The organism is Desulforapulum autotrophicum HRM2, assembly GCF_000020365.1.
In the GTDB taxonomy this organism is placed as follows: domain Bacteria; phylum Desulfobacterota; class Desulfobacteria; order Desulfobacterales; family Desulfobacteraceae; genus Desulforapulum; species Desulforapulum autotrophicum.
Genome location: NC_012108.1, coordinates 141,299 through 153,781, shown reverse-complemented (window position 1 = coordinate 153,781; position 12,483 = coordinate 141,299). Strand labels below are relative to the sequence as shown.

General features: G+C 51.1%; 7 protein-coding genes. 3 read left to right on the top strand and 4 right to left on the bottom strand.

The window, feature by feature from the left end:
- Positions 1 to 14 precede the first annotated feature (14 nt).
- The 3 genes from HRM2_RS00600 to HRM2_RS00590 all read left to right on the top strand — a co-directional run bounded on the left by HRM2_RS00600 (position 15) and on the right by HRM2_RS00590 (position 3,809).
- Positions 15 to 1,577: a BCCT family transporter gene (locus tag HRM2_RS00600; RefSeq protein ID WP_012662424.1), complete on the top strand. Its 1,563-nt coding sequence runs from the start codon at positions 15 to 17 to the stop codon at positions 1,575 to 1,577.
- Between the two features lie 277 nt (positions 1,578 to 1,854).
- Complete coding sequence (locus tag HRM2_RS00595) at positions 1,855 to 2,154, top strand: dihydropteroate synthase (RefSeq protein ID WP_012662497.1); 300 nt, start codon at positions 1,855 to 1,857, stop codon at positions 2,152 to 2,154.
- Between the two features lie 71 nt (positions 2,155 to 2,225).
- A complete protein-coding gene (locus tag HRM2_RS00590; RefSeq protein WP_012662496.1) occupies positions 2,226 to 3,809 on the top strand; it encodes a BCCT family transporter in 1,584 nt (527 codons plus the stop codon).
- Positions 3,810 to 3,920: 111 nt separating this feature from the next.
- Here the strand turns inward: HRM2_RS00590 and HRM2_RS00585 are convergent, their stop codons facing one another.
- The 4 genes from HRM2_RS00585 to HRM2_RS00560 form a co-directional block, all read right to left on the bottom strand.
- Positions 3,921 to 4,547 (bottom strand): LysE family translocator, encoded by a 627-nt coding sequence (locus HRM2_RS00585; RefSeq protein ID WP_012662495.1) that lies wholly within the window; start codon positions 4,545 to 4,547, stop codon positions 3,921 to 3,923.
- A 216-nt stretch (positions 4,548 to 4,763) separates the two neighbouring features.
- Positions 4,764 to 7,604 carry an FAD-binding and (Fe-S)-binding domain-containing protein gene (locus HRM2_RS00580; RefSeq protein ID WP_012662494.1) on the bottom strand — a complete coding sequence of 947 codons (2,841 nt, stop codon included), beginning with the start codon at positions 7,602 to 7,604 and terminating at the stop codon, positions 4,764 to 4,766.
- 485 nt (positions 7,605 to 8,089) lie between these two features.
- Entirely contained in the window at positions 8,090 to 9,769 is a 1,680-nt protein-coding gene (ilvD, locus tag HRM2_RS00575; RefSeq protein ID WP_012662493.1) for a dihydroxy-acid dehydratase, read from the bottom strand.
- Between the two features lie 932 nt (positions 9,770 to 10,701).
- Positions 10,702 to 12,441 carry an FAD-dependent oxidoreductase gene (locus HRM2_RS00560; RefSeq protein ID WP_232364155.1) on the bottom strand — a complete coding sequence of 580 codons (1,740 nt, stop codon included), beginning with the start codon at positions 12,439 to 12,441 and terminating at the stop codon, positions 10,702 to 10,704.
- Between the last annotated feature and the right edge of the window lie 42 nt (positions 12,442 to 12,483).

Below are 12,483 nucleotides of genomic sequence, written 5' to 3'. Positions count from 1 at the left end.
AGGAGTAATGAAAATTGAATAAACCCAAGATAGACCCCTATATCTTCTGGCCTTCGGTGTCTCTGATCCTGGCAGTACTGATACTGCTCATGGTCAACCCGGAAGCCGGCAGGACCACGATCTCCTCGGTGCTCGACTCCATCACCCATAACTTTGATTCCCTGATCGAATGGTTCACCCTGGGCGGTTTCCTCTGGCTGATCTGGCTTGCCTTCAGTAAATACGGGTCCATCAAGCTCGGGGGGCCGGACGACAAGCCCGAGTTTTCAACCTTCAGCTGGATCAGCGTCATGCTCACGGCAGGATCCGGCTTTGCCCTCATGTACTGGGCAGCGGTGGAGCCCATCTACTACCTGTCGAGTCCCCCCTTTGGCATCGCACCGGACTCACCTGAGGCCGCCAAATGGGCCATCAGTTACGGTATTTTTCACTGGGGATTTTCTGCCTGGGGACTCTTTGCCATGGCTGCCGTGGGCATCGGCTACACCTACCACGTACGTAAAATTCCTTTTCTCAAGGCCAGCGTCGCCTGTGAAGGGGTCCTGGGCAAGTATGCCTCCGGCAAGGTGGGCAAGGTTATCGACTGCATCATCCTGCTGGGAACTGTTGGTGGTATGGGCACCTCCCTGGGGGTTTGCGTGCCCCTGATGTCGGCATGCTTCACCAAGGAGTTCGGCATTGCCCAGTCCACGGGCCTGGACGCGTCTGTGATTATTATCTGGGTCGCGATCTTCGGCACCACGGCTTACCTCGGTCTCCACAAAGGAATCAAGATCCTGTCCGACTGGAATGTCTACGGCATCATCGTCCTGCTGCTCTTCATGTTCCTTGTGGGAAATACCTCTTTTCTCATGTCCTACTACTCCCAGAGCATCGGGGTGATGATCCAGAATTTTCTTGAGATGAGCACCTATACAGAGCCCATCCTCAAGACCGGGTGGCCCCAGGACTGGACCGTGTTCTACTGGGCATGGTGGGTGGTATGGGCCGTCTACATGGGGTTGTTCATCGCAAGGGTTTCCAAGGGCCGCACTATCAGGGAAATGATCATCGGATCCATGGTCTGCCCCACCATTGGAACGTCCATGTTCTACCTGGTTTTCGGCGGAACCATCGTGGATCTTCACCTGAGCGGCGGTAACCTCATCACCACGTTGCAGAGCCAGGGAGCCCCTTTTGTGATTATCAGCATGCTGGAATCCCTGCCCCTGTTTTCCATCGTCCTGCCCCTGTTCATGATCATCGGGTTTGTCTACCAGGCCACAAGCTTTCAAGGTGCGGCTTATACCCTGGCATCCATGGCCAGCGATCGACTGCTGCCAGACGAGGAACCAGCTCCCTGGCACAGGCTGTTCTGGGCCATCATGCTCGGCGTGCTCGGTTTTGTCATGATCATCATCGGAGGACTCAAGATCGTCCAGATCGCCTCGGTCATCCTGGCCGTGCCGGTATACATCATCATTGCCATGATGGTCTTCTCCGTAATGAAGTGGATGCGTGAAGATTTCGGCAGCAAATGCCGGAGCAGGAAAATGGTCTATGATGCCACAACCAAACAGGTTTCTGAAGAACAATAAACATACAATAGAAAAATATTATAATGTCAGATTTTGCAGCCATTACAGAAACATTGATCTCAGGGAACGCAGATGTCCTCATAAACCAGGTTAATCAGGCTATTTCGGGGGGATAAGATCCGTGCGGACGGGTAAGCCCCTGATGCCGGCTCTGCCAGTAAGCTTGCCAAGTCTTACCTGAATTAAACGGAACATCACCTTGATCCGGGATAGGGCGGATGCCATGATGGATCCGCCTGCCCCGAATTGATTTTAAGCAAGCAAAAAAGGAGATATTATGTTTGAAGTGATCGGAGAAAGGATCAACACCACCCTTAAAAAAGTAAAGGCAGCGGTCATTGACCGGGATGCTGAGTATATCAAAGCCGATATAAAAAAACTGGAGGCCTGCGGGGCTAGCTACATTGACATCAATGCCGGGGCCAGAATTGGCCACGAAAAAGAAGACATGGCGTGGCTTTTGGAGATTATCCAGGAGGTGACTGAACTTCCCCTTTGCCTGGACAGCCCGTATCCCGAAGTGCTGGAAATGGCCTATGCCATGGTCAACACAAGGGCTGCGACAACTACGGCATGAACTATCTTAAAGCAGTCAGGGCCGGTAACATCAAGGCTTGATCCACCTTAACCCCATGGAGGGCTCCCCGGGTGCCCCTTCCAACCCAGAGAAAAGAATCCGCCATGATACCCCACGATGAAACGGCAATACTGACCATGAAAAAGACTTCCTCTGCCCCGGCCCTGGGAGAATTTGACCGAATTCTTTTCTTTGTGACCCTTGCCATCACCCTTGCTGCCGTGACCTTTGGGGCTTTGGCTCCCAAGAGGTTTGACGTCCTCCTCACCGGCATCCAGACTTTTATCACCACCCGCTTCTCCTGGTTTTTCGTCCTCTCCATCACCCTGATCCTTATCACTACCCTGGTGATCGCCTTTGGCCGATACGGACAGCTGAAACTGGGCAGGGAGGAGGATACCCCGGAATTTTCCAGGTTTGCCTGGATCTCCATGCTTTTCAGTTGCGGCGTTGGTGCGGGATATGCCTTCTGGGCCGTGGGTGAGCCGATTCTCCACTACCTCAACACCCCCTACCTTGCCGAGTCAGGTACTCCCCAGGCCAGGGTTGTTGCCATCCAGATTGTAATCATGCACTGGGGCATCCATGCCTGGGCCATCTTTGCCCTGGTGGGGCTGGCCATTGCATTTCCCGCCTATCGCCTGGGCAAACCCATGAACGTCTCCATCTCCCTTTACGGCATTTTTGGCGATAGGATCATCAACAGTGCCCTGGGGCGGTTTGTGGAGGCCCTGGCTGCCTTTGCCACAATTGCGGGGGTGTCAACGGGCCTAGGTCTCGGCATCATCAGTATTAATGCCGGAATCAGGCATATCTTCGGTGCAGGCCTTGGGCTCAACGGACAGCTTGTCTTCATGGTGTTTCTAATGGTCTGCTATGTTCTTTCGGCCGTTTCGGGCATTGACAAAGGGGTCAAGCACCTCTCCACCGTTAATGTGATCATCGCCTTTTGTTGGGGCGGGTTTATCCTCTTTTCCGGCCCGACCACCGATCTTTTGAATCTCATGGTCCAGAGTGCAGGCAGTTACATCAGCAATTTTGTCAGCACAAGTCTGTGGACCGATGTCAATAAGACAAAAGGGGAGTGGCTCCATTGGTGGACGGTCTTCTACTGGATCTGGTGGATTTCCTGGGGGCCCTTTTGTGGCGGTTTCCTGGCCCGGATCTCCAGGGGCAGAACCATCAGGGAGTTTGTCCTGGGTGTGGTCCTGGTACCAACCCTGGTGGGGATTGTCTGGTTCAGCATCGTGGGTGGCGCGGCCCAACACGCTCAGATAACAGGGACCGCAAACCTTGCCATGGCCCTTGACCAGGACATGGGGTCGGGCATCTATGTGCTGCTGTCAACCTATCCCTGGGGCAGCGGTGTCTGCTTCATCGTATTGGTCAATCTCATCATCTTCCTGATCACCTCTGCAGATTCGGCCTCGTTTTTCGTGGCCATGCAGATGTCCAACGGAGAAACCGAACCTACAAACGCCATGAAGTTTATCTGGGGAACAGTTATCGGTTCCCTAGCCCTGGTGCTCCTGGTCAGCGGCGGCCTGAAAGCCCTTCAAAAGGCCTCGATCATCGCAGGTGCGCCCTTTGGTATTGTCATTCTTTTCATGGCAGTGTCACTGTTTAGGATGCTTAAAAAGGAAGCTGATAAATAACGGAATCACCAGGATCTTTATCAGGACAGTGAAATTCCACCCACAAAATTTCCAAAACCCACGTTAACGCATTGCCTGTTTAGAATAATCACCCCCCAGAAATAACCTTAGCTATTGTTTTGTTGTTGCCAGTTTAAGAGCCAATCCTAGGAAAACAGTACCTGCAATCTTGTTGAGAGTTGTCTGTATGCGATCCGACTTGTTTAGCCATTGACCAAGACTCCCAGCCAAAAAAGCGATGCTACTGAAAACGAATAATGTCGCGATGATAAACAGCCCACCCAGAAACAATATTTGCATTGATACCGGACCCCTTAGTGGATCAGCAAATTGAGGTAAAAATGCTAAGAAAAAAATGGAGACTTTAGGATTTGTGATATTCATTATAACTCCACGTCGATAAAGTTTCCATGGAATAAGATCCTTTTCTGATTCATTTGGAATCTGATCAGCGGAAGCACGAAAGGCTTGCCAAGCCAAATACGCAAGATAACCAGCACCAATCATTTTGAGGATAAAAAATGCAGTTGCAGATCTTTGAAAAATAACGGCAACTCCCAATGCGACAGCACTGCTATGCACAATTAGACCCGTACACAAACCTAGGATGACAAATATGCCAGCGGATCTCCCATTAATTGCAGACTGTGTCAGTACAAATATATTATCAGGCCCTGGTGCAAGAGCTAACAGAATAGACGCCGTTAAAAATGCAGCTAAAGTGTCAATGGGTATCATTAATTACCTCTTTATTTAAATCATGTCAAACTGCCTGTATAACATCTACTATTACTAAATCCAATTAAATAATCCGTGCGCGTTTTTGTTGGCGGTTCCTTATGGTCTTTAAGCCCAGCATTTCAACTCATTTAAGGGTGTTGCTTTAATTCGCCGCGCAGACCAGTCAATGGTTCAACCATCAATCGCAACGGATCCCAGCCAGGGGCGGACGGTCTATAGTTCCCGGGTCTGGACAATGGGTTCTGTGCATCGATCCACCAGGTAGAGAATGGATTTGTAGGAAATCCCCCCATGGAGTGAGAGACCAATTTCGCAGGTCTGGCTGGTGGAGAATCCCTCACTGCACCCTGCCACTTTGCCCCTGAGGGTCTTGAGGGCGGACGCATTCAGCTCTGGAACCGTGAATCCCCGATCCCCGGCAAACCCGCAACATTTAATATTTTCCGGCACCACCACGTTGTTACTGCAGAGGGAAGCAAGTTCCAGCATCTTTTCTTCCAGATTCATCTTGATGGTGGTGCAGGTGGAGTGGATGGCGATCTGTTCCTCCTTGCCCATGAACCGGAGCCGGTTTTTCAAAAATTTCAGGGTGAACGCTATGGGTTCATAGAGATCAAGTCCCTGGGAAAACGTTTCCTTCATATGGTGGAGGCAGGGGCTGGTGTCCACCAGTACAGGGTATTTGCCGTTCTGGCTGGCCTTGATCAAGGCCGCTTCGAGTTCCCTGGATTTTTTTTCGGCCGGGTCCACATATCCTTTACTGGCAAAGGGCATGCCGCAGCAGAGCCCTTCCATTCCATCGGGGTAAATGACATCGTACCCCCCTTTTTCAAGCAGATTCAATGTCACATCGGGAAGGGATTGTCTGTCCCCGTCATCCCTGGGTGAGCCAAAAGTTCTGCTGATGCACGAAGGGAAGTAAACCACTTTGAGGGGGTTTCTCGGGTTGCTGCCGGGTCTTCTGACTTTTCCGGCCGGTCCGGGGATTGAAGGGTTCCAGAGGGGAAGCAGGTCACCTGTGAGGGTTCTCAAGCCCGAGGTGGCCTGGGTCAGGAGGGACTCTCCCACAAGCCTGTGGGTGAGATCCGCTGTGGTCAGCCCCAGACGGATGGCGGTGGTGGTATTTTTGAACTGATCTGCAACGATTTGTGCACTCTTTTTCTGCCAGGTCTTTGCCTCCCTGGCCCGGAGTTTTTTGATAAAGGTGCCGGTGTTGATGTCCACCGGGCATCGAGTTTTACACAGGCCGTCAGTGGCACAGGTGGCCATGGCGTCATAGGCATAGCCCTTCAGGTGTCTGTTCAGTTCGCTGCTGCCGGGTTTTTCTTTTTCCAGGCGCTTTGTCTCCCGCCAGCCCACAATCCTGTGTCTGGGCGAAAAGGTGATGTGCCGGGATGGGCAGACGGGTTCACAGAACCCGCATTCAATACAGGTGTCGATGATTTCGTCGGCTTCGGGCATGGGTTTCAGGTTTTTGATATGGGCCTGGGCATCGTCGTTGAGGATCACCCCCGGGTTGAGAATCCCGTGGGGGTCAAAGATGTTTTTGATCTGTTTCATGAGCAGATAGGCGTCCCGGCCCCACTCCATCTCCACAAAGGGGGCCATGTTTCTGCCGGTACCGTGTTCGGCCTTCAGGGAACCGTCATACTTGTTGACCACAAGATCCGCCACCTCGTCCATGAAGCCTCGGTAGCGGTCCACCTCTTCGTGTTCATCAAAGGCCTGGGTAAATACGAAGTGCAGGTTACCCTCCAGGGCATGGCCGAAGATGATTGCTTCGGTGTATTTGTATTTTTTAAACAGATCCTGCAGGTCCAGTGTCGCCCTGGCAAGGTCTTCCATGGGAAAGGCCACATCCTCAATGATCACAGTGGTACCTGGATCACGCACCGCGCCCACCGCAGGAAACAGTCCTTTTCTGATCTTCCACAGCTTTGTGAATGCTTCGGGGACAGGGGTGAAGGTGTGGGGGGTGGTCTGATCAATGGTGCTGACCGCTTCGTTGATCCGGCGGATCTTGCCGTCCAGTTCCGCCATGCTTTCCGCCCGGGTTTCCACGAGCAGGGCAGTGACCCCCTCTCCGAGTCCCTTGATCTCCCCGGGCATACCCGGCTTGTTTTCCACCGATCTCAGGGAGGCCCTGTCCATGAGTTCCACGGCTGCCACAGGCTGGTTTTTCAGGAGGATGGTGGCCTGGCAGGCTTTTTCAATATCGGGAAACAGCATCAGGGCAGAGGCCTTGTGGGGATGCTCCACCACGGTGTTGTAGACCACCTCGGAGATAAAGCCCAGGGTGCCTTCGGAGCCCACCATGAGGTGCTTGATGATTTCAAACGGATCTTCAAAGTCCACAAGGGCGTTGAGGCTGTAACCCGTGGTGTTTTTTATCTTGAACTTGTGCCGGATGCGGTCTGCCAGGGCCTGGTTTCCGGCCACCTGATTCTTCAGGGCATTTATTCCCTGGATAATCTGGGGGTGTTGACGCTTAAAGTCGGACCTGCTCTTGTCATCAGCGGTATCCAGCACTGTGCCGTCGTAAAAAACGATTCGGATGTCTGCGATGGTTTTGTAGCTGTTCTCAGAAACACCGCAACACATGCCGCTGGCGTTGTTTGCCACAATTCCGCCCACCATGGCCGAGTCAATGGAGGCCGGATCCGGGCCGATTTTCTTGCCGAACTCGGAAAGATAGATGTTTGCCCAGCTGCCGATCACCCCGGGTTCAAGGCTGATTTTAGACGCCTTGTCAAAGATACGATACCTTTTCCAGCCTTCACCGAGGCGAACCAAGATCGAATCAGTCACCGCCTGGCCGGACAGACTGGTTCCGGCAGCCCGGAAGGTTACGGGCAGACGGTCCTTGGCCGCTGCCTTCAGGATCCACACCACTTCCTTCTCGTGTTCAACATTGATTACAACTTTGGGTATTAACCGGTAAAAACTTGCGTCGGTTCCATAGGCCAGGGTCCTCAGCGGATCTGAAAATATTCTATTTTCTGGAATGGTTTTAATTATTTTTTCGTAAAAATTACGGTATGTTTTTGAAAGCATTGAGTCCCCCTGATAGTTAGTGTTTGAAAGAAAACTCACCCACCTGCTGCGTTGCTGCACAAAGCTGCCAAATTATAAATCGGGCCTCACGTACTACAGTACGCTCCGGTTTCAGCTTTGCTTGCGCCTTGCATCTGGGCAAATTTTCATCCAAACACGGGTTTTCGGTCAGGCACTATTTATGGTTACGGACCCTGGGGGTTCTGGTATCGGGTTTGAAATCAAGCATGGTCAAATACAAAGTTAGAGGGGCGATCAGGAGTCCGCTTGTCTTTTGAGTATGTGCATGATTCGTCCGGGTGTCAACCAGTCGCCTTCCATGGCGGCAGCGTTCGGTTGCCGTTCAGGGGGAACAAAGGTATAGAATCCTGTTTATATCCATTTGAAATGAAAGACAGCACCAAAGAACAGCTGATCAGTTGAATGGTACATATTATTGTTTCCATGGCCCTTAACTTTAAAAATAATGGCAATCGGATGTCATACTACTCATCCGTTACACACCCCTTTGATGCTGAGGATACATTCTTAATGTACTTAAATAAGGTTCCCCGGACAGCCTTAAGGGGCGGAGCCTGCCAGGACCTTTGACGCCGCTTCAATTCAGATTCCAAGATATCGACGTCGATTATATTGGTGTCAGCATCAATGGTAATTGGGTCACCATTTTGAACCAGTGCGATGGGGCCGCCCTCCTGGGCTTCAGGGGTGATATGTCCCACAATAAAACCGTGGGATCCCCCTGAAAACCTGCCGTCAGTTAACAGGGCCACATCTTTACCAAGACCTGCCCCCATAATGGCTGAGGTGGGTGTCAGCATTTCAGGCATGCCGGGTCCGCCTTTGGGGCCTTCAAAGCGGATGATGATGACATCACCTTTATGGATTTTTCCGTTTTCCAGAGCTAAGAGCATATCCTCTTCAGAATCAAAAACATTTGCCGGCCCGGTGAAACGCAGCCCTTCCTTGCCTGTGAGTTTGGCCACAGCGCCTTCAGGGGCCAGGCTTCCTTTCAGGATCTGAATATGGCCCCTGGGGTGAACCGGATGGGTAAGCGGACGGATGACCTGCTGCCCGCTTTGAAGTGGCGGCAGATCTTTCAAATTTTCAGCCAAAGTCTTTCCGGTTACGGTCAGGCAGTCGCCATGCAGTAAACCCGCATGGAGTAATCGTTTCATTACCCCTGGTATCCCGCCCACATTATTCAGATCTTCCTGAAGGTACTGACCGCTGGGTTTCATATCTGCCAGCAAAGGAACACGGTCACTGATTCTTTGAAAATCATCAATGGTCAGGGGGACATTGATGGAACGGGCAATGGCAATCATATGCAGCACTGCATTGGTGGAGCCGCCCAGGGCCGTAATAACCACCATGGCATTTTCAAATGCCTTTGGTGTCATAATATGGCTGGGTTTTATATTTTTTTCCAAAAGGGTTCTAATGGCCGCCCCCGCCTGAAGGCATTCCTTCTGTTTGGCCTGGGAATTTGCCGGGCTGCTGGCACTGTAAGGCAGGGACATCCCCATGGCTTCTATGGCCGAGGCCATGGTATTGGCAGTGTACATACCGCCGCATGCGCCTGCTCCCGGGCAACTGTTCTTAACAATGGCCCGACGCTGGTCATCATTGATTTTTCCGGCCAGGTATTCACCATAACTCTGGAAAGCAGAGACGACATCCAGCTTATTTCCGTCCAGACATCCGGCTCGTATGGTGCCGCCGTATATCATCAGGGCCGGGCGGTCAACCCTTGCCATAGCGATCAGGCAGCCGGGCATGTTTTTGTCGCATCCGGGTAAAGAAATGTTGGCATCATACCATTGTGCCTGCATGACGGTTTCAATGGAATCGGCAATTAAATCCCTGGACTGGAGCGAATAGCTCATACCGGAAGTCCCCATGGAGATCCCGTCACTCACCCCGATGGTATTAAATCTGAGCCCCACAAGGCCTGAATTTACCACGCCTTCTTTCACAAGGGCAGCCAGATCGTTGAGATGCATATTGCAGGGGTTGCCCTCGTACCAGACACTGCTGATCCCCACCTGAGCCTTCTCCATATCCGCATCGGTCAGTCCGGCACCGTACAACATGGCCTGGGATGCTCCCTGGGACTTGGGACCTGTGATGCGGGAGCTGTATAAATTTAGTTTTTCTGCCATAATGGACTCCTTAAATTTATTAGGGATAGTCGGAGGTCAGCCGTAATTTTTCATGTCATGTACATCATTATTTTTCACGCGCAGTGAATCCTGATCGGGCAACCTCAATAATTTCTGATTATAACGGATTTCGGGGAGGGCTCCTGTACCCTTTTAAAGAGCTTGAGATCATAAGATTTTGTAACCAATTCTCATGATACCGAAATCCGTTTAGCCTTTCGGCCGGGCTTTGCAGACCCTGATACTTTTGGACTGTCATAGGGTTCGAAGGGGCAAAATTGTTAATAAGAGCCCATGCGCGAATTCCAAGTTCAGCCGACTCAATATTGCCGTGAAAATATTGGGTATTGAATAAATATCGATCCATCCTTTGCATGAGTCGATCAATCATGTTGCTGGTTCTGTGAGAACCAGCTAAATCATATGGCTTTGTAAATTTTTTTAGATTATTGCGTATCTTTTTGATCTTATCCATCATAAACCTAGGAATATCCGATTTTGATCCCCATTCGTATAGACGCCTTATCCTCTGTGAAAATGTTGCTTTAGTCTTGGCTTTGTAGTAGACCTCCTTTTTGAAAAATACATATCTTTCATCTGATAATTTTGTTCAACCCCAAAGGGAAAAAGTTCTGGATATTGAATTCTAAACTTATCAAAAACAGATCGAAAATAAGCCGGATCTTGAATTTTAAGCTGATATTCAACTTGATTAAATCGACTACAATTGTACGTTCACCACGGGGAGTTGGTTTTGATTCTGACTGTGGCATCTGACCTTCCTTTGGTAGGTTGTATTGTCCAAGTCAACCATACCTGGAAGAGATCCTACGGTCCAGTATTTTAGCCGCTCCCCTAAATTAGTTATAATCAGAATATATTTTACCAGCCCGAATATTGATACCACGTAATTCGGTGGAATCTGCAAATTCTCAAGACGGCCAAGTGCCAAAGGGCTTTTTTTCCAATTTCATTGTACCGTCACTGCCCTTGTAGATATTGATCCAGGCATTCCAGTTTGTGGTGTCAATTTCAGGGTAATCCAGCCGAAAATGGCTGCAGCGACTCTCTTTTCGCATGAGGGATGCCTTGAGTTTCATCTCTGCATTTATTATCATGTTAGCTGTTTCGTGAGCCAATCTCAATTCATGTAGATCAGCGGCCCTGAGCATGGGCATATGATGGTCCCTCAACTCTTCTATATAAGCCAATGCCGCCTTCAGCAGCGACTCTTTTTTAATATAAAGCACAAAGTTGGGAATCATGATGCCCTGCAGGGTCTGGGTCACCCAGGCCGGACCATAGCCTGCCTTTCTCTTTAAAGGGGCCAGTATCTCCTCTTCTATGGTTTTGATTGTGGCCCTGGAAATTTTAGGAAGTGCAATCCCTTTGGCATACTCGGCGGCAGCCTCGGAGACGATGGCTCCCTGGACTGCCGATCCTGCCAGGGAAGAGCCTATCTGGGTGTAGATGGCGCCGGCCATATGGGAGCCCAGGGCATCTCCTGCAGCGTAAAGCCCTGGAATATTAGATGCACCCTTATCGTTCATTGGGACCAATCCTTCGGACTTATGGATAGACATACCGGCGGAAGACCCGCCAACGGAAGCACCCCCCATCCTGGCAGGACCACCCCCCTTTGGGGGACCACCTCCACCGGGAGGAGGTCCTCCGTGTCTGGGGCCATGGCCGCCGGGAGGCGGTCCACCCTTGGGCCCGTGATCCTGGAACCCTGCAGGTCGGTGGGGGCCACCGCTGATTTGTTCTCCTGTGATTCTTCCAGGGGGGGCTCCGGGGCCTCCGGAAACCGGGTTACCTCCCATATAGGCCTGATAGTTTGAATCAACACCCAGGTCATGGTGGACCTCCACACCGGTTACACCAGGGTTTCTATCAAACATGCCATGCCATCCGTCATAACAGGCTGCCGGGTTTGTCGTCTGGCCCGAATGGCCGTCGTTCCACTCCTTACCGGTAACCTTGGCACCGATATTATAGGCCATGACCGTTCCGTCATGGGTGAGGTCACAAATGGGAAATCCATTGGGTTTGAATCCACCAGCACCTGAACACAGAACCACAGTTTTGGCTTTAAAGATATAAACCTTGGCTTCATCAAAGCTGAAACCGGCGGCTCCGGCTATCTTTCCATTCTCTTTAATCAGATGGGTGATCATGACTCTTTCCACCACCGGGATCTTTCGTTCTTCCATGGGTTTACTAAAGGAGTTGAAATAAAGGGGCGAATCAAAGAAACCCCAGGCCTTTAAGTCCTTAACCCGATCAAGGGAATGCTCAGCCATCTGCCTGGTAAATACGGGATTGTTCGTGCCAATGGCAGAGCGGGAGACCTTTTCCACAAACTCATCAAGGCTTATCTTTTCCTTGGCGGCATCATAGGCAAATATCCCTTTGGCAAAAGGCGTCTGCCCGGATGAACCGAGCCGCCCCTTGGACACCATCATGACCCTAACACCGGCATCATGGGCTTTTACGGCAGCAAAGAGGCCTGCGATACCGCTTCCCACAACCAGCACATCGGTTTCGTTCTCTGCATATTTTATCTTGTCCAGATCTATTTTGGGAATATTAACACGGCACTCTCCGCGCTCTGCAGATATTCCCATGGCGGCCATTGCCGCAATCCCTGCGGCTCCGCCTGCTATTGTCATAAATTTGCGGCGGGAGAGGTTTGTTGAATTCTGAGATGTTCC

Excerpts from the sequence above, each read along its gene's own strand:
- HRM2_RS00595 (WP_012662497.1), top strand. The coding sequence starts at position 1,855 with ATGTTTGAAGTGATCGGAGAAAGGATCAACACCACCCTTAAAAAAGTA.
- HRM2_RS00585 (WP_012662495.1), bottom strand. The coding sequence starts at position 4,547 with ATGATACCCATTGACACTTTAGCTGCATTTTTAACGGCGTCTATTCTG.
- HRM2_RS00580 (WP_012662494.1), bottom strand. The coding sequence starts at position 7,604 with ATGCTTTCAAAAACATACCGTAATTTTTACGAAAAAATAATTAAAACC.
- ilvD (WP_012662493.1), bottom strand. The coding sequence starts at position 9,769 with ATGGCAGAAAAACTAAATTTATACAGCTCCCGCATCACAGGTCCCAAG.
- HRM2_RS00560 (WP_232364155.1), bottom strand. The coding sequence starts at position 12,441 with ATGACAATAGCAGGCGGAGCCGCAGGGATTGCGGCAATGGCCGCCATG.